Consider the following 18,408-nt stretch of genomic DNA (forward strand, 5'->3'; position numbering starts at 1 on the left):
TGCTGTGGATGCGCTAGCATAGTCGATTATAGTGTCATTATTTGCTGGCGAGTGAGTTCAATGAGCTGATTCGGGTATTGGCGATAATCAAGATAGGGCGTGAATAGGCAATACTGTGCAGGGTGTGTCGGGAGCTTAATGAAGGTAATTGATTTATTTTGTATTGATAGCAGCTGTACAGCGTTGGTGTAATCGGTTGTCGCTAAAGAGAGCCCTAAACGATGGGCGGCCATTTGTCCCGCAACAATATGAATCTTAGCGCTTGCAATCAACTCTGTGCCGCCGATGCAGATCATCTCATTATGTTTTAGTAATGTTTGGTCGCGGTAATGACGCCAATCACCCTCAGTTAGGCTAATTTTTGCCATAATAGTGAATATTTTACGCCAATGATTACCGTTGAGGGCGATTAGCGCCGCGATAGCTTCTACTTGACTGTAATGCCAAGCGTCAGGTATCAGTGGTGGGGTAGGCAAATAGTAGGCGAATTGGCTTTGCGGATGACCGATTATCATGTTGTTTTAATTATCTAATCCAAATGAAGGGGAAACCTATGTTAACCTTATTTTTTGTAATGTGTTGAGCCGGTTGATAACAGTTTTATGTATTGTGGTAAATGTTTTGAAAGTTCTCTTTATCTAACCGTTTTATCGAATGACTCATTTTATTCTATTTGAAGGACCGCTATGAAGGCCATCATCATAGGCTCGACAAAACACGTATTTTTAGCCGCGGTGTACGCGAGTATTGGCATAGTGTTGGCGTTACTCGTAACAGGCGTTTATTTTCTTAATGCGCGCCCTGAACTGTCTCTTTGGCACACCGTTGAGCTAAAAAATGAGTTTCATTATGATACTCAACTGACCCACTTTAGTGAGTATTTAGCATTAGAAGAGCAATTATTCGCCGAAGTTGAGCGCAAAGTGGTACAAAAAATTCCGGTTAGTGAATTTTCTCCTGTGAATCGCTACGTTAAGCATAGTTTGTCAGACCCTGCTCATTGGTCACAAAATTGGAATCGTAGTTTTGAATGGCCTGTGGCAAATGCAGAATTTGGAGTATTACTGCTCCACGGTATGTCCGATTCGCCTTATGCCTTATCCAATGTGGCGGCGCATTTTAAGGGTAAAGCTCACGTACTAGGGCTAAGATTACCAGGGCATGGCACTATTCCTAGCGGATTAACTGAACTGTATTGGCAGGATCTTGCTGCCGCGGTGGATTTAGCCACCGCGCATATGCGCCAAGCACTTAAAGGTAAACCGCTATTTGTTGTCGGCTTTTCGACGGGCGCTGCTGTAGCGCTTAATCATGAATTAGAGCGTGTCCGCCAAGATAAAGCCGCAGATTATACTGGGATGATTTTTATCTCTCCTGCGATAGGCCTCGCACCGATAGCCGCGGTTGCCCGCTGGCAAAGCTGGATAGGCCGATTGCTGGAGCTGGATAAATTACAATGGAACAGTCTTCAAGTTGAATACGATCCCTTCAAATATAACTCTTTTGCGGTTAATGCTGGGGATGTGGTGTATCAATTGGCGCTGCGTAATCAAGGGATGTTAGCAGAACTAACTGCGGCGCAACGCATGCAAATTCCATCGATACTGACGTTTCAGTCTGTCGTTGATGCCACCGTGTCCTCCTTGGCAGTGGTTGATAATCTTTATCAGTTGTTGCCAGATAAAGGTCATGAACTGGTGCTGTTTGATATGAATCGACTCGATATTAATGTCAAACTGATCAGCAATGATCCTCTGACTTTTTTGCAGCATAGCATCAACAGTGAGCAGCTACATTATCGTGGCACCGTGGTTGAAAATGTCAGCCATGACTCCACACAAGTACAAGCGCGCGGCTTTGGTCTAAACCAACAAGGTGAATGGCTTACGCAAAATAATAAACAAGTCCAAACACTCGATTTGTTTTGGCCTGCGGGCGTGTACTCTTTGTCCCATGTGGCACTGCCATTTGGTATAGAAGATGGTCTCTATGGCGCTGTTATCAAATCAGATCATCGTCGAATTCAAATCGGCGCGGCCGCTTCGCGTGGAGAGCGAGGGTTATATAGTGTGCCAGCATCTGAAATGTTGCGACAAAAATGGAACCCTTTCTTCCCCTATTTGCTAGAACGGGTTGATGAATATCGGCTCGCTCAGATGCAGTAGCTTATTTTACTCCCCATATTGAATAAATATTTATCACACAGGCCAGAAACTAAGCAGTTAATCAAAGAGATGTCATGAATCTCTTGCGCAGTTGCAAGGCAATTGCTACAGTTCTGGTTCACTTAAGGTTAACCCCACAAATAGTATCTTAAGTGACAAGTGATAGAGATTAATTTAGCGATAAAACATGCTAAGTTACAGCAAGTTAAATATTAGCTGCTATCTCAATGCACTTAACAATTTCGGTATGTAGCGCAGCCCGGTAGCGCACTGTCATGGGGTGTCAGGGGTCGGAGGTTCGAATCCTCTCATACCGACCAAATTCATAAGAACCAGCTTAATTGCTGGTTTTTTTATGCCTGACGATGCCAGCAAGAGGCAAGCTCTTGAATCGCAAAACATAAAGTTTTGCTCCTGCACTACCGGGCTGCGGTAGAACTCACTGAAACATCCTCATCACTCGCTGAAATAAACTGCTTCTCCACTGTCACTTTGGCAGACTCAAAAGGAACAGTGCATGAATGCGCAAAATTCAAGCAATACAGCACCTCATTTACATAGCTCAATTTCACAGGCTATTGATTATTACATCCGCCATGCAGCGCAATACCAAAAGGCCTTTGTTAATTCTGAGCAGTACCGATATAAGCGCTTAAAAACGGAGTTGGGTTCATATCGCTTGATAGACCTAACGCCAGAGCTTATCAGGAGCTTCATAGACAAGCGATTGACCAAAGTTAAACCATCATCAGCAAAGCGTGACGTTTGTGCCTTACAGCGCTGCTGGAACTGGTACAGACGTGATTTAGGCATGCGATTAGATGATCATTTCAAGCATGTACGCCTACCTGTAGATAACACGGTAAGAGAGTTTATCCCTACTGATTTTCAACTAAAGCAAATCATTGATTTATTACCGCTCCATGTAAAACCCATCATTGAACTACTTGCTGAAACTGCCTGTAGACGCAGTGAAATACTCAAACTGACGGTTCAAGATGTAAACCTTCATCAACGAACCATCTATTTACGTAATACTAAGAATGGCTTAGATAGGGTTGTGCCACTGAGTAAAAAAGCCTGTGTGATCTTAAATGAAGCGATTAATCGAGGCAAAAACAAGCTATTCGATATTGAAGCTGATCATGTGACCAGACAGTTTAGAATCGCTGCTGATAAAGCGGGATGCCCTTTATGCGTGGTTCACAGCCTAAGGCATTACAAGCTGAGCAAGTTGATCTCACAGGGAATAGATCATGTTATTGTGGCTAAAATTTCAGGTCATCAGGACATCAGAATGTTGCAGCGTTATGTAAAGTTAGATGCTAGTGGACTTGCTCACTTAATGGATTAGTGATCCATGTTAAGGTTATCAATCAAAAAAAATGGTAGCCTTACTGTTTGAATTTTATGAGGAAGTAACATTGGTCGACACAGTAGTCACTGAAGAAATGAAGCGCATCCATCTAATCAATGGTCGTTGTGGCGGCAATAAAACAGGCTATATTGTTGCTCAAATTGAATCAGCACTCAGTGAAAACCCTGACCAATGCATCATCTATGCTGCACCGACCAAACTTGTTTTAGATGAAGTCTTTTCTAACAGGTTGATGGGTGTTGATCCAACCAGAAAACGATTGATCGTTTCTGACGAGAATATCAATGAATCGGTCAATACAAGAATTACTGAATTTTTAACTGAAGGTTACTGTGGCTGTCTTTTGATAACACATGCAGCATTGTTTGCTTTAGATGCAAACTTACTTGCAGATAAATGGGTCATCATTGATGAGTCACCAGAGCAGACTGTTAAATTTACGTGTGTAGAATTTTTAGAAAATGAACAACCTAGCGAACTCAATAGATTCAATGGGTTAACAGTTATTTGCACTCCTAATTCTTCTGAGCATTATAGTCGGATAACCCCTAGTAGTTTGGAAAATGCTCAACTGTTGTTTGAGGAAGGTAAACGCTTAAAATACGAATCGTATCGTCATGCTGAAATGGGGCAAAATAAAAGGGCAAAAAAGTTTGCTGATATAGCGAGTTTATGTTTCGCTGCAGCTTCTGAACATGGCTACATTTATCTTTCTTCTTTGATGGATAATGAAACAACTGAGCTGATTTATCGCTCCATTGAAACGGGTGATATGGTTCGAGTGGTTAATCATGCATCAAAAGTATGGCTTGCCAGTGCTGATTTTGAGGGCGGATTACTTCATTTCCTGCTGACCAACTATCATGGTTTGAGCATAGTACCTATTGAGGACACTGGTATCCCTTTGGAGCATGATAAAACCAATGTCACCATTTTACCTTTGTTAGGTGGTGATAAGCAGTGGTCAAAGACCTTTGCTGAGTCAAACCGTGCAGCATTAGAAGGGTTTGATTTTTCAGAAGATCCAAGTTATTCCTGCGATAAGACCATTTTCACTGAGCTATTTGAATTTGGTATCTATTGCATCCAAGCTGAAATCTATGAAAATAATGAGCAGCAAACCAAATCCTTGATGTTCGTCAACGTGGCAAAGCAAAGCGAATGTGAGCACGAAGACTTTATCCAAGTATCGACTCAAAGCCACGGTCAGAACAGTTATCAGATACAAAACCATGCCATTTGGATGGCCGCATTATTGCCAAGTCCAAACGAGACTTACGCATTAAAATGGTTTTGCCGAGAAGTGAACATAGACCATGAAGCCGCAAAAACGTGTTTAAAGCATACAAGGCAGTATGCGCCAATGTATCAAGGGCTTGCTAGAACCTCATTGCGAGTCGAAGCTTCAACTAATCCTAATTTATTTGTTGTGCCTGATACTGCGAGTGCGCAAGTCTTGTTGAAATGGATCCCGAATGCCACTATCGATACAAAATACCTCTTTACATTGAAAGAGTTAAAGAAAAAGAAGCAAGAGCTTGATGCTGCGAAAGAACAGCGTAGATCTATTGTATTTTCAATCTTTGAAGCAAAATTTACGGTAAAACATGGAAGAATGGCTGAAGTTTACGGTTGGTTTAATGTCGACAGTAAGCAAGTGAGTCGTTATAAAGATGAGTTTTACGATGAATTAAGCAAAGCAGGCTTACTTCCTGAAGTTATTGATGAGCAGCGAGCAAGAGAGGTACATCGCTTGATTCAACTTGAGGGTATGACAATCAATAAAGCATGCAACATAGTAGGAGTGAATAGGAATAAATATCTACGAGATAAAGATAAATATTCAATAAATTAGTATCTATCTTTTTGTTTTCCTTCAGTGTGCTTTTGCTTTATTCTTTAAGAGAGTTATGCCGCAAATGAACACTTTTTATCTATTAGCATTTCTAGCTGATTGTTTGCGGCATATGCTGAAAATCACTAATTAAGTTTAATCTGATTAATGTGTGAAATTGAACATAATTCAGAAGGTTTACAAAGTTGTTGCATTTGATTTTAAAGGCTTTCTTCAGTCATGTATTATGATAGCAAGACTAAAACACTACAGAGAAAGCCTATTAAACATTTAAAATTTTAAGTTATTTAACCGTAATTTCTTGACGTAGGATGCCCGACAATATTTCAAATTGTTCAACATTCATCGAATACGATAAAGGTATAGAGAATGCTAAAGGTCTACGCTCTTCTACACCAGATGGTGTGACCATTGTAATATTACACATAAAATCATTATAGTGTTTAATTACATACTGGAAACTGTCCAGTTTTGATTCGGTAACTTTATCAGTATCTACAAATAAATGTTTATCATCTTTTGTGTAGAAAACATCACAATCCGACACATAACTGAATTTATCATCAACAGGTTTCTCATGAATTACAGTGGAAGTAACCCCCGTGTCTGGTGAGATAGTAAAGAAGCTGGCTGAGTTATCTTGATAGATGTTACCATTTTCATAGCCAAAGAATATCGTCTCATCTGAAATTGAGCATTTGATTTTACTGCAAAGGCTTTCAATTTCTGAATGATCCCAATTAAGTTTTTCTGAGATTAAATCTTCTACAGTAGGGGTATAATCAACACCAATATCAGGAAGCTCTCCACCTTCAACTGCTGGTGGTTCATGATCCTCATAATCAACACCAATATCAGGAAGCTCTCCACCTTCAACTGCTGGTGGAGGTACAGGCACGGGTGGTACGCTGGTATTGCCACTGTTATCATCACTGCCACCACAACCGACTAACAACGTGCTAACCAAACTTGCTAATAATAATTTTTTCATTCCATAAAACTCCACACATCAATGTGCTTGAAATAGCATCGCAATAAAATGACAATGCAAAAATGTTAAAAAACAGATTCAAATTGAATCAAAAACAGTAAGCTTAAATTATTCGAAACCTATGTAACCTTATGTAACTTACAATGTTTTAAATGTGCTCACTGGTTTTAGAATATAACATACTGATATAACGATGCGACGATGAAGATCACAGCGAAAGAAAACCCGATATTGAATGCCGCATAATTAAACAATCCTTTACTCATTAATTATCGTTTCACTTAATCACACCCTAGTGACACGTATCACAAGTTCCTATAAAGCGTGTCATTTAAGTTGATTATTGATTTCTGCCACGGTAAATTGCAGACATCTAAAACTTAAGTGACACACAAGTAATGGCACAAGCACTCGGTTACATCAGAGTTTCAACGGTTGAACAAAACACGGTTAGGCAATTAGATGGTGTGAGTATTGATAGACACTTTATTGATACTTGTTCTGGTAGTACTCAGGAACGTCCGGCCTTATTAGAACTGAAAGCTTATTGCAGGGATGGTGATATTGTAGTCGTTCATGATATCAGTCGTTTAGCAAGAAACATTGCAGACCTGATTGAGCTAATCAAGTTCTTCAATGCTAAAGGTGTTGCTGTCGAGTTTAAGAAAGAAGGTATGACATTTACCGTAGACCAATCCAATCCTATGAACACGCTTATGCTTAATCTGCTAGGTTCTGTGTACCAGTTTGAACGAGAGATGATGCTTGAACGACAAAGGGAAGGGATAGCAAAGGCTAAATCTGTCGGTAAATATAAAGGTCGGTCATTGTCAGTATCAACAACAGAAATCATTGAGCGACTAAGACAAGGTATGTCAATTCGTAAGATAGCAAGTGAACTGGGGATAAGTACGACAACTGTCCAGAAGATAAAGAAGTCAGTAGATTGAAACTAACGAATTGAATAAAAGTATATATTAATCAATTGCTTTTTCATTTTTCTCTTTTTTTACAGTGTTGCTTTTATCTATTCTTTTAGAGAGCTTTGCCGCAAATGAACCACTTTTCATCATTACTAACATGCGCTACTTAGCTTAGCGCTATATCACTATAAAAGTGGCTTCCCCCTTTTCATCCAAACCAGTGTTTGCATACCAGTGATCTAGTCTGTGGAAACTCGTAATCGGGGATATCCTCATTAAAATAACGGTTTAAACCCACTACAAGGATACCTCGATAAGGTTTGTGTATTCTTTTCTGGTAGTTTATTATTCGGCTTTCTATAACAGTGTCAAAGCGTTTAGCCTTCAGCTTTGAGTGATAGAAATGATGTTTTAGCTGGAATGGGGTGTCAGGGGTCGGAGGTTCGAATCCTCTCATACCGACCAAATTCTAGACTTGATTGTGACATTATTTTAAAATTTAAAGTAAGACCACTGTTAAGTTAAAACAAAACCCCGTGTTAGCATTGCTAAACGGGGTTTTGTTTTATGTATTGTTTATGGGTAGAAACACCCACATAAACATACCTTACGAGCCCAGTATTAAAAACTTCATTGAGTGGACATTTATCTATGCGCGCTTTTGTTTTACGAGCAAGATCTGCACCGACTGACAGTCAGTTACTTTTGGCATCTGTTGGCCAAGAAGCGCACACCGAAATTTTAGCGCACACTTTGATGAATACGATTTTTGTAGCTCAGTCACATCGTAACGATGTTGTCGTTTATCTGGTATTAGAAAGTACTAACGATTTCTCCCGTACAATCTGTTTCGATACTCGAAATATTTGCCATATTGGTGGTTTTCACGAGCAAGCCTTGCTCGCTAAAATAGCCAAAGCGTTAGATATTTCAAGGGGGATGACCAAAGAGCAAACGCGTATTGTTGATGAAGGAATTAGTGTAAGCACCATTAGTTTTGAAAAATTGGTGCAAGAACTCGCGGTCGATTATCAATTGTTTATGATGGATAAAAAGGGCACCTCAATCCGTGAGCAAGAATTTGTGGGAAACCCCTGCTTCTTACTAACTGACCATATTCCCATGCCGAAAAAAAGCTTTAATACCTTAAAACGACTTGGGGCACAAAAAATCAGCCTTGGACCAAAAATGTTGTTTGCTTCGCAGTGCGTGGTACTCATTCACAATGAATTGGACATCAATCAATAACCACTTAATTTTATTGAGCTATCGCTAATTTTGACCTTTAGTCAGTAAGCCCCATTGTTAAATGGGGCTTTTTGTTTTTAAACGATTCATCACGACTTATTATTAAACGGCTTAACCAACTGTTGTTAACTATGGTTTCGATTCTATAAATAAGTGCTTTAGTATAAGGGCGTTAGTTTTTACTAAAATAGCCATTAAAGAGGCGTTATATTTTACCCTTTAAAAATTCAATAGTTTTTTGTGCACGCTGTGACAAAGGCCATTCTGCTCGGTGGATAAACCAAATGGTGTCTACTACTTGGCTACCACATTCCACAACGTAAATATCCTCTTGGCGCTCAAAGGCTTTTCGGGCGTATTGTGGGATCACGGTAAAACCAAGCCCCCTTGCGACAGGTTCAAGGATCAAACTTATCTGGTTTGTAAACCCATGGCAGGGGATTTCTTGAATACTGGGGCTATCGGGGCATTTACGGCTAAGTAGGCGAGTGGCCATCGCTTCACCATCTGGGTGAGATATAAACCCGAGTTTTTGTAAATCAGGCCATTCGGTATTTTTCTGGCTGGCAGGCACCACTAATTCTAAGGGTTCTTCAGTAAAATAGGTGCTCGTAATGCGCGGATCGGCGGGCTTTAATGTCACCATACCCAGTTCATGTTCGTTCGCTAAAATAGCAGCCACTATCTCATTATCTGGCGCAAAACGATGGCGGATATTAAGCGTAGGAAATGCCTCTTGTAACTCCAGTAATAGTGGATACAGGGTTAGCCCAATACTGCCAGGTGTGATAAGGCTTACATCGCCAGTCTCTGCGTCATCGTGGATAAGCTTTTGTTGTAGGCGTCTTTGGGCACACTCGACCTCTTTTACATAGGTGAGCAGATTTTCCCCTACGGGAGTGATTTCAAGTTGGCGGGTACGGCGCAAAAATAACGTGCCATATTCATCTTCTAAGCGACTGATATGCTGGCTCACGGCCGCTTGAGTGATACCTATGGCTTCAGCTGTGCGAGTAAAGTTACCTTTATCGACCAGAACAGCAAAGGTTTGTAACCACTGTGGATTAATCATAAGTAAATTTTATCAAATATATAATCTATGCATGCTTTTAATTATGGCACGATAGGGCTAGTCTGTCGCCATTGAATTGTAGCGACAACAGAAACAGGAAATCCCATGGCCGATTTATTTTCATCTTTTAAGCTCAAAGATATCACCCTAAAAAACCGTATTGCCGTAGCACCTATGTGTCAATATCAAGCCACAGATGGTCTCACTAATGAGTGGCATCAGGTACATTACACTAGCCTTGCCAGAGGCGGCGCTGGACTTGTGGTGGTTGAAGCCACTGCGGTATCCCCAGAAGGACGCATTACGCCAAAATGTCTTGGATTATGGAATGATGAACAAGCACAAGGTTTAGCTAAGATTGCTAGCGCGATTAAAAATGCGGGCGCAGTGGCAGGGATTCAAATTGGGCATGCCGGCCGTAAGGCGAGTGCCCATATTCCGTGGGAAGGCGATGACCATATTGCACATGATGATCCACAAGGTTGGCAGCCAATTTCGCCCTCAGCGACGGCGTTTGGTGCCAATTTGTCCACTATACCTACTGCCATGACGATTGAAGATATTGAGCGAGTTCAAGCGGATTTTGTTACGGCAGCGCAGCGCGCTTTAGCGGCAGGCTTTGAATGGTTAGAACTGCATTTTGCCCACGGTTATTTAGCCCAGAGCTTTTTCTCAACCTATGCTAACCAACGTACCGATGAATATGGTGGCAATGCTGAAGGGCGTGGACGCTTTTTATTAGAAACGGTTGCAGCAGTACGGGCAGTTTGGCCCCAGCATTTGCCTTTAACTGCGCGCTTTGGCGTGATTGAATTTGATCATAAAGATGAAGAAATTCTTTGTGAATCAATCGACTTGGTAAAGCAATTTAAGCAAGCTGGTTTGGATATGCTTAACGTTAGTATTTGTTTCTCAACACCTACCGCCAATATTCCTTGGAGCCCTGCATTCTTAGCGCCTATCGCCGCGCGTGTTCGACAGGAAGTCGGCTTCCCTGTGGCCACATCCTGGGGCATGGATAATCCTGTGCACGCCAATAGTGCAATTGAAGATGAGCAAATGGATCTGGTGATGATAGGCAAAGCCTTTTTAGCTAATCCGCACTGGCCGTATCAAGCGGCGCAAACGTTAAAAATTACCCGTCCATCTTGGGTATTACCGGCTCCTTATGCACATTGGTTAGAGCGTTACTCAACAGTCAAAGCCGATTAATCGATATCAGACTTAAGCTTGAGCTTATTTTTTAAAGCCACTATTAATTGATAGTGGCTTTTTGCTTTAGGAGCAAAGGTAAGGTATTGAGACCAAAGCATAAAAAAGCCCCGCTCTTGGGAGTGGGGCTTTTTCAATTAAGCTTATTGCTAAGGCTATAGATGATATTAATGGTTATAAAAACGACGACCTTCACGCATGACTTCAATAAGCTCTGGCGCACTCATTTTTTTATTGAGTCGATGTTGATAATTTTCATCATAAATACGGTACTTTCCGTGGCGGTCAATCACGGTCACTTCAGCCTGTTGGTAAATGGCGAAGATAGTGCTGTCACCAATATAAATCCACGTTTCTTTACTCGGCTGCAATAGGCTGTGACCTGCGCTGTATTCCGTGGTGTGATTAGTACAACCCAAAACATGGGTCATCAGTGTAGGCACAAGGCCGTAATGGCTGGTTCGGTATTTGACTTTACTTGGGCTCGCCGCTTTAGGCCAGTGGATCACTAACGGCACTTTGACACTCTGTGGTGATAGATTGCGGTAAGCTTCATCAGTATTACTGGTAAATATTTTGCCATTCACGCCAGTGATAATCACTAAGGTGTCGTTCGATACCTTCGCCAAAATTGCTTTAAGTTGTTGATCAATAAAATATAGCGATTGACGATACTGGTTAAACAAGACTTTTTGCGCCGGCGTTAATGCAGGATCGGCTTTTACTGTTTCTATGCCAAGGAATCCTACAGGGGTATCAAAATTTTCTGGCGCTTTTAAGTTGAGCAGTGCAAACCAAGGTTTATCTTGAACACTGTGCCATTGGTTAAAATTGGCTACGGTATGCAAGTCAGCATCGGCACTGCCATTGCTTTCGTTAGCAACCACGGGCGTAAAGTCATTAAACATCGCCTGTGACGAGCGTAAACTAAGATTCGTATCTGGGAGGAAAAGCCCTAGTTGATAACCTGCTTGTTGAAAGGTTCGGGTTAATACTGGGCTGGTACTATTAAAAATGCGAGCATCTCCATAGCTGCCTTGTAAGCCATAAAGTAGTGAGAACATACCGGTTCTAAATTGGTTGCCACCACTAAAATGTTGGGTAAAAGATTGATTGCTTTCAGTGTATTGATGTAAAAATGGCATACTTTTATTATCGACCATATCTGCACGTAAACTGTCGATGGTGATCATTAACACATTGGGTTTAGTGTCGGCTTGGCAGGTGAGCGGTTGCTCAGGATAATTTAATACACTGCTGTTGTGGTTTTCGTCTTGGGATGAACGGTCTATACCATGACTTTCCATAAAGGAACGTGCCGTCGCGGGGTAAGATAGTGGATAAATATCATCTAAACGGGTAATTTCGGTGACATCGGCCGCATCGGCCCAAATGTGGATCAAGTGGCTACTAATAAAGCACACGCCAACTAGCGTAATCACTTTATTGCCTAAATTTAGCTTTTGAATTTTATCGATGCGTTTCCACAAAAAATTAGCCGCGGTAAGTTCTATGGCGATAATCGCTAACGGCGTGACGATATAAGACGTGCCGTGGAGCAAGGCATTAAGATCTGCCCAAGCTAAATCAAAGGCAAAAGGACTTAAGTGCATACCATAATCGGCATAAACAATAGTGTCATACAATAAAAGACACAGACTTAACGTCGCAATCACCGCCGCAATCCCCCTCAATATTTTTGAGTAGGGCAAGATAAAGGTCAGTGGGAATAGACAGATTAAGTAGGCAATAAAAGCGAGAAAGCTAAACTGACCAATAGTGCTGACGCTAAGGTAAGTCCAGCCGTACCAGGTTTCAGGATAACCCACACCGCCAATGTATCGGCTGCCGATTATCATGGCTAATATGCCATTGAAGAAGGCGAACCAATGTCCCCAGTTGATGAGCCGGGAAACTCTGTCTCGACTCATTTGCTTTTTTCGCTCGACCATAGTGATCCGTGTATTCCTAAAAGACCTTGTAACTTATATGCTTTTGATAATTATCACACAGTTAACTTACTGGGATTTAACCGATTGCGCGAGTGCTTTTGCAAATTGCTCAGCCACAGCTTTACGTGATTCGCTGGGTACTTTACGTTCTAGCAGGTTGGTCACGCAGTTGCCTAATGCCATTAGGCTCAGGTCTGTCGGTGCTTTATGCTTTTCTAACACTGCCAATATTTCGGCGATTAATGATTCAACTTGGATGTTTGAGTATTTCGATTGGATTGCCATAATCAAAAAATGTTTCACTTTGGAATGGATTAGCGGCATATAATAGCGGAATTATCCCAGTATCACTATCAGGGCTTATGAGTATTAACATCGAACACGCAATTATTCACGAGATTTCCCAGGACAGTCAGGGGCAATTACGCTGCCGTTTGCGTCCTCAACCTCTGCTGAACGGTCAGGCGGTCGAGATGATGCTCGACGAATTACACCAGACTTATACGGGCAAGGCCGGTAAAGGTTTTGGCTATTTTGGCATTCAGGGTGACGACGGCGAGGCTAACCCCGCTTTTGCCAATGCCTTAACTCAGTACCGTAGTAACGATTTAGGGTTTGTGGAGTTCTCAGGCCAAGCCAGTAAATTACTGCAAGAAGAGTTGTCGAAATATGACTTTAGCCAAGGCGGATTTTTGCTGATGTCTTGCTACACCAGCATCACTAGCGATTATCTGTTCGTGGCCTTGTTAAGTGCTAAATCGTCGATGACAGTGTTAGATGATATGGAACTGTCGCAAAATAATCACTTGGATTTAAATAATATCCAATTGGCGGCGCGCATTGATTTGACCGAGTGGCAAGCAGATAAAGAATCCCGTAAATATATTTCCTTTATCCGTGGCCGTGCGGGACGTAAAGTCGCTGACTTCTTCCTCGATTTTATGGGCTGCGTTGAAGGTGTAAACACCAAAGCGCAAAACAAAACCCTAATGAATGCGGTTGAAGATTTTGTTGCCAGCAGTGAGCTGACGAAAGACGAGCGCCAGCAGTGCCGTAATAAAGTGTTTGAATATTGCAGTGAGCGCTTTGATGAAGGTGCTGATATCGAAATTAAAGATTTGGCCGATGAGCTCGCTGATGAAGGCATGGACTCTTTTTATGATTTTGCCCGTGGTGGTAATTATGATCTTGATGAAGAGTTTCCGGCAGACAAATCAACCCTGCGCCAACTAAAGAAATTTTCGGGCACCGGCGGGGGATTGACCTTAAGTTTTGATGGTGGGCACTTAGGCCAGCGCGTAATTTACGATCCCGTTTCTGACACGATTTTAATTAAAGGTGTACCAGCAAACTTAAAAGATCAGCTCGACCGTCGCCTTAAAGGCGAATAACTAACTGATGAAATGATCGTTTTAATGTAGACAGTGACAGGCCGAGCGTATTTTTTGCTCGGCCTTTTTTTCGGCTAAAATTGCGATTATCTCGGTCGATTAACCCGATATAGTACGATTGATATTGTGATACAACCAGCAGCTGCACTTTAGTGGGTAGGCCGAATGGTTAAGCCTAATAATTAAGTCTAGTAATTAAGTTGTTGTAATCGCAGTATTTTAAACCGATTTAGCAAAATGTATGTAATCTCAAATAGATTCATGTGTCGCGGCAATAGACAGAATTGATTAGAATCCCCATTCAATATTAAGCGCTTCATTGTTGGAGCCTCAAGTGAGTACGCTTAGCTATTGCTAAGTCGTGCTATTAAATCAATAGGCGGACTGTTTTCTGCTGAGGAGCATCAATGCAACTATTTGTAAAAGATTTAACGGTAATCGATTTTTCTTACTTGTGTGCTAAGCGTGGCATGGTGGGCGAAAGTTGGATTGTTGATGTACTGCTTGAAGGCGGATTAGACGAGCAAAATATGCTGCTCGATTTTGCTAAAGTGAAGCGCACGATAAAACAAACGATTGATGCGGTGGCCGATCATCGTTTATTAGTGCCGACAGCGTGCAGCAATGTACGTTGGCAGCAGCAGGGCGATCGGGTATGGGTGGATTTTGACAGCTCGTTGGGCCAAATTCATTTAGCCTGCCCATCGCAAGCCTTTACGCTAGTATCAAGTGAAAAAATTGATCAACTCAGCGTCAATTCTTTTTTGCAAAAAGCGTTACGTGAAGCTTTACCGAAAAATGTTGAAGGGATTACACTAACGTTGAGGCACGAAATCCTCGATACCCCTTATTATCATTACAGCCATGGTTTACGTAAGCACGATGGTAATTGCCAACGTATTGCCCACGGACATCGTAGCCCTATTCATATTTTTGAAAATGGTCATCCGGCACTCAAATGGGATCAATATTGGGCTAAGCGTTGGCACGATATTTATTTAGGGAGCGAGGAGGATTTAGTGTCCGTTGACAGCCTTAGCCTATCGGCGCAAACGCGCGTCTCTGACGACACTCACTATGGTTTCCATTACCAAGCGCCTCAAGGGGATTTCCAATTGGCAATGCCAAAAACATGCTGTGATTTAATCCCACACGACACCACGGTTGAGTTGTTAGCCGACTTTATTGCGGCCACCTTGGTTGCAAAAGTTCCCACGAGTCAGTTTAAAGTGGTGGCATTTGAAGGCGTAGGCAAAGGCGCGATAGTAACTAAGGGATAAACGTTAAGATGGGTGTTTTTTAGGCTTGTACGTAAAATATATGCATGGCTGACCTAATGAGTGGCGCTATTAATTATGTATTAGTTGACTACAGATAAGTTGATTACGGATAAGGATTTTTTGTGAAAATGTTTGAAACACATATACCGTCACGATTATTTCATCGTGTATTCATTAGCTATTTATGCTCTGCACGTTACTCATCGGCATTATTAATTTTAGGTTCAGTGCTTATAGCGCCTCAGGTGCAAGCACAAGTGAATTTACAGGGTAAGCTAGAGCAAGGCGCATTAATGCGGGGTCAGGTGCCTGCGGGGACTCAGGTTGCCTTAAATGGCGAAGCTATTAAGGTAACCTCTGATGGTAATTTTGCCTTTGGTTTTGATCGTGATGGTGAATTGAGTCAGCAGTTAACTTTGATTTATCCGAGCGGCTTAACTGAGGTTAAACCCTTGACCTTGACTAAGCGTGAGTATGATATTCAAAGTGTAAAAGGGATCAGCTCAAAAATTATGAAGCCCGATCCCGTAGCACAGCAAAGAGCAGCAAAAGACAGCGCGCAGGTAAAAGCCGCGCGGGCGAGCTTTAGCAATCAAACCGCATTTATGCAGGAGTTTATTTGGCCATTAACGGGCCGCATTTCAGGCGTATATGGTAGTCAACGTATTTATAATGATGTACCAGGTAATCCACACTTTGGTGTGGATGTGGCGGCAAAAACTGGCACAGTGGTGGTCGCGCCGGCTGATGGTGTTATTAGTCTTTCTGTACCCGACATGTTTTATTCTGGCGGAACTATGGTGATTGACCATGGTTATGGCGTGAGCTCGAGTTTTTTGCATTTGAGTAAGCTTTACGTCAAAACGGGTGAAGTGGTTAAACAAGGTCAAGCTGTAGCAGAAGTCGGCTCTACTGGTCGGGCTAATGGCCCACATTTAGATTGGCGGGTGAACTGGTATCAAATGCGCCTCGACCCAACAACCATAGTGCCGCCAATGGCAACGGTATTGGCAAATGAGAAAGCGGCTGTAAAAGATTAGGTTTAACACTAATTAGACATACAAAAATGGCGCAATGATGCGCCATTTTTGTGTGCAGCTTACCTTTTAAACTCTGTAGAACAGGGCATTAGGGGCGAGTGTGCTAGATGATTATTGTAGCAATGGATGATCGGCGGGTAGCTGGCGGGTGATCCACAAAATTAGCTTGTGTTTCATGTTTGGCCCATCTTCTTTATCTTTGGCCAGCGGTTGGATCAAGTTATCCGTGACCAATAAACGGTAAATACATTCCACTTTATCTTTGGGTGAGATGCCCTTGTCGAAGTCCGCATATCCGCGTTTTTTGGCGTAGCCAACACCAATCTCCATGGCGAATTTCAATATTTGCGCTTCATTTTTATGTGGTTTCATTAGCGTTCCTCTGGTTGCACACCGAGCCTACTATGCTGGCATTCATGATTGGTGCTTGATGCGATTAGCCGCTTATCTTAGGTTTCATTTGGGAACCGCGCGGTATATCAATCTTTCTCTATTTGTTACGTTAGTTGCTCACTCTCAATGACCGCTTTTATGCCATGGGAATGCACTTTAATACACACATTATCGCGTTTAAAAGCGATGGTCGGGTTGGCTAAACGTTCTTTATCGCCTTTTGGCGAGCTCATCTTAACCTTGATGGCTTGGTAGAGCTCAAACTCTGGAGTTGATGGTGCTGGTTGCAGTAATGGTTTTAATGTGGGGCACAGAGTTATTAAATCTTGGCTAAGGGTTTGGCAATCTTCAGCCGTTGATTCAATCACCAGTTCAATGTGTTCCCACCCTTCTTGCGGATAGGCTTTATCGCTGGGGTAGGGCAGTTCAACGCATTCAATGCTAAATTGACCTAGTGTGAGTGGTGTATCTAATTCGATAATAAGGATCGGGCGGCCGTTAATGATATTATCTGAAATAATATTTCCCATGCGGCTAAAAGCCTCTCGCAGGGCATCGGCGCTGGCGATGGAGTTAACGCGCAGTGCCACGTGATCGCAAAACAGGGCTTTATCCGCTAAATCTAAGGTGTCGAGTAAAGCTAAAATTTGCGTTTCAAAGACTGACCAGTGTTGCGTTAATTGCTCATAGCTGATGCTGGCAGTTAACGGTGCAGTGGGTTTGTTGGATTTAGCCATAGAGACTCCACGGTGTTTTATTGCTGTTAGTTTCTATTCCTTAATCGAAATAAGTAGCGATAATTCAACTAACAGCATGATTTAACGTTAAATAAAAACGCCCATTAAACTGGGCGTATTGGATATTCTGTTCATGCTTAATCGGTATGTTGCGATAGGAAGCGGGCTAAGATTAAGGCCAAATCTCAATCGGCGTGCCTTCATCGACCACTTTCCATACTTCATCCATTTCGGCGTTGGTAATTGCGATACAGCCGTCAGTCCAATTGTATTGTTGGGCTTGCTGGGGCGACAATGACGATTTAGGATTTTGGCCGTGGATCATGATCATACCGCCAGGTCTAATGCCCAGGGCTTTTGCGCGCAATTTATCTTCTTCATTGGGGTAGGAAATATGAATCGATTTATAATAAGCACTATCTGACTTTTTATAATCAAGGGTATAGCGCCCTTGAGGTGTGCGTTGGTCGCCTTCCTTTAACTTATGTCCAGCGGGTAAATCACCCATAGCGATGTGATATTGTTTTAGTATTTTGCCATCGCGCAGTAAAGCCATGCGGGATTCAGATTTCGTAATCACCACCAGATCCACTTTACCCATGCCAGAAGCGCCTGAGGCATGTAATGTGGGTGAAACAAGTGCCGCGATAGTCACAGTGAGATATGTCAATGTGGAAAGTAGGGTGGCGCGCATTAAAGTCCTCGGAAATAAATTCATGGGTTGAATGAGATGGATTGTTAACTTTTTGGCATCATACCGTAATTTTACCG

At 42.2% G+C, this 18,408-nt stretch carries 17 protein-coding genes and 1 tRNA gene; 10 read left to right on the forward strand and 8 right to left on the reverse strand.

Annotated elements, in window-relative coordinates:
- Positions 1-26 precede the first annotated feature (26 nt).
- The gene (locus L2717_RS00370; RefSeq protein ID WP_220773985.1) at positions 27-515 is read right to left on the reverse strand and encodes a DUF6942 family protein; all 489 of its coding nucleotides are present in this window, start codon (positions 513-515) and stop codon (positions 27-29) included.
- Between the two features lie 171 nt (positions 516-686).
- Here L2717_RS00370 and L2717_RS00375 point away from each other — a divergent pair, with 171 nt between their 5' ends.
- The 4 genes from L2717_RS00375 to L2717_RS00390 all read left to right on the forward strand — a co-directional run bounded on the left by L2717_RS00375 (position 687) and on the right by L2717_RS00390 (position 5,398).
- Positions 687-2,165 carry an alpha/beta hydrolase gene (locus L2717_RS00375; RefSeq protein ID WP_220773986.1) on the forward strand — a complete coding sequence of 493 codons (1,479 nt, stop codon included), beginning with the start codon at positions 687-689 and terminating at the stop codon, positions 2,163-2,165.
- A 243-nt stretch (positions 2,166-2,408) separates the two neighbouring features.
- Positions 2,409-2,485, forward strand: a tRNA-Pro gene (locus tag L2717_RS00380).
- A gap of 197 nt (positions 2,486-2,682) precedes the next feature.
- Positions 2,683-3,519 carry a tyrosine-type recombinase/integrase gene (locus L2717_RS00385; protein ID WP_220773987.1) on the forward strand — a complete coding sequence of 279 codons (837 nt, stop codon included), beginning with the start codon at positions 2,683-2,685 and terminating at the stop codon, positions 3,517-3,519.
- A 31-nt stretch (positions 3,520-3,550) separates the two neighbouring features.
- Positions 3,551-5,398, forward strand: coding sequence for a hypothetical protein (locus L2717_RS00390; RefSeq protein ID WP_220773988.1), 1,848 nt, complete (start codon positions 3,551-3,553; stop codon positions 5,396-5,398).
- 283 nt (positions 5,399-5,681) lie between these two features.
- Here L2717_RS00390 and L2717_RS00395 read toward each other — a convergent pair whose 3' ends face one another.
- Complete coding sequence (locus L2717_RS00395) at positions 5,682-6,389, reverse strand: hypothetical protein (RefSeq protein WP_248937943.1); 708 nt, start codon at positions 6,387-6,389, stop codon at positions 5,682-5,684.
- A gap of 398 nt (positions 6,390-6,787) precedes the next feature.
- Here L2717_RS00395 and L2717_RS00400 point away from each other — a divergent pair, with 398 nt between their 5' ends.
- Both L2717_RS00400 and trmY read left to right on the forward strand, forming a co-directional pair.
- Positions 6,788-7,339 carry a recombinase family protein gene (locus L2717_RS00400; RefSeq protein ID WP_220775070.1) on the forward strand — a complete coding sequence of 184 codons (552 nt, stop codon included), beginning with the start codon at positions 6,788-6,790 and terminating at the stop codon, positions 7,337-7,339.
- Between the two features lie 624 nt (positions 7,340-7,963).
- Positions 7,964-8,560, forward strand: coding sequence for a tRNA (pseudouridine(54)-N(1))-methyltransferase TrmY (gene trmY / locus L2717_RS00405; protein WP_220775071.1), 597 nt, complete (start codon positions 7,964-7,966; stop codon positions 8,558-8,560).
- Between the two features lie 205 nt (positions 8,561-8,765).
- On the opposite strand, the gene L2717_RS00410 is transcribed toward trmY, so the two are convergent.
- Positions 8,766-9,632, reverse strand: coding sequence for a LysR family transcriptional regulator (locus L2717_RS00410; protein ID WP_220774886.1), 867 nt, complete (start codon positions 9,630-9,632; stop codon positions 8,766-8,768).
- A gap of 105 nt (positions 9,633-9,737) precedes the next feature.
- On the opposite strand from L2717_RS00410, the gene L2717_RS00415 reads away from it, so the two are divergent.
- Positions 9,738-10,844 (forward strand): NADH:flavin oxidoreductase/NADH oxidase, encoded by a 1,107-nt coding sequence (locus L2717_RS00415; RefSeq protein ID WP_220774887.1) that lies wholly within the window; start codon positions 9,738-9,740, stop codon positions 10,842-10,844.
- 167 nt (positions 10,845-11,011) lie between these two features.
- Here L2717_RS00415 and L2717_RS00420 read toward each other — a convergent pair whose 3' ends face one another.
- Together L2717_RS00420 and L2717_RS00425 are read right to left on the reverse strand one after the other, a co-directional pair.
- On the reverse strand, positions 11,012-12,796 hold the full coding sequence (locus L2717_RS00420; protein ID WP_220774888.1) for a DUF3413 domain-containing protein: 1,785 nt from the start codon (positions 12,794-12,796) through the stop codon (positions 11,012-11,014).
- 66 nt (positions 12,797-12,862) lie between these two features.
- On the reverse strand, positions 12,863-13,081 hold the full coding sequence (locus tag L2717_RS00425; protein WP_220774889.1) for a YejL family protein: 219 nt from the start codon (positions 13,079-13,081) through the stop codon (positions 12,863-12,865).
- A gap of 77 nt (positions 13,082-13,158) precedes the next feature.
- Between L2717_RS00425 and yejK the strand changes: the two genes are divergently transcribed.
- The 3 genes from yejK to L2717_RS00440 all read left to right on the forward strand — a co-directional run bounded on the left by yejK (position 13,159) and on the right by L2717_RS00440 (position 16,507).
- Positions 13,159-14,187, forward strand: a complete 1,029-nt coding sequence (gene yejK / locus L2717_RS00430; protein ID WP_220774890.1) for a nucleoid-associated protein YejK — start codon at positions 13,159-13,161, stop codon at positions 14,185-14,187.
- A gap of 407 nt (positions 14,188-14,594) precedes the next feature.
- On the forward strand, positions 14,595-15,467 hold the full coding sequence (locus L2717_RS00435) for a 6-carboxytetrahydropterin synthase (RefSeq protein ID WP_220774122.1): 873 nt from the start codon (positions 14,595-14,597) through the stop codon (positions 15,465-15,467).
- Between the two features lie 128 nt (positions 15,468-15,595).
- A complete protein-coding gene (locus L2717_RS00440; RefSeq protein WP_283105972.1) occupies positions 15,596-16,507 on the forward strand; it encodes a M23 family metallopeptidase in 912 nt (303 codons plus the stop codon).
- Between the two features lie 111 nt (positions 16,508-16,618).
- Here L2717_RS00440 and L2717_RS00445 read toward each other — a convergent pair whose 3' ends face one another.
- The 3 genes from L2717_RS00445 to L2717_RS00455 form a co-directional block, all read right to left on the reverse strand.
- Complete coding sequence (locus L2717_RS00445; RefSeq protein WP_220774121.1) at positions 16,619-16,879, reverse strand: DUF5062 family protein; 261 nt, start codon at positions 16,877-16,879, stop codon at positions 16,619-16,621.
- Between the two features lie 125 nt (positions 16,880-17,004).
- Positions 17,005-17,637 carry a VOC family protein gene (locus L2717_RS00450; protein ID WP_220774120.1) on the reverse strand — a complete coding sequence of 211 codons (633 nt, stop codon included), beginning with the start codon at positions 17,635-17,637 and terminating at the stop codon, positions 17,005-17,007.
- A 172-nt stretch (positions 17,638-17,809) separates the two neighbouring features.
- Positions 17,810-18,331 carry a L,D-transpeptidase family protein gene (locus tag L2717_RS00455; protein ID WP_220774119.1) on the reverse strand — a complete coding sequence of 174 codons (522 nt, stop codon included), beginning with the start codon at positions 18,329-18,331 and terminating at the stop codon, positions 17,810-17,812.
- Positions 18,332-18,408: the final 77 nt, after the last annotated feature.

Source organism: Shewanella glacialipiscicola, assembly GCF_023283485.1.
Lineage (GTDB): Bacteria > Pseudomonadota > Gammaproteobacteria > Enterobacterales > Shewanellaceae > Shewanella > Shewanella glacialipiscicola.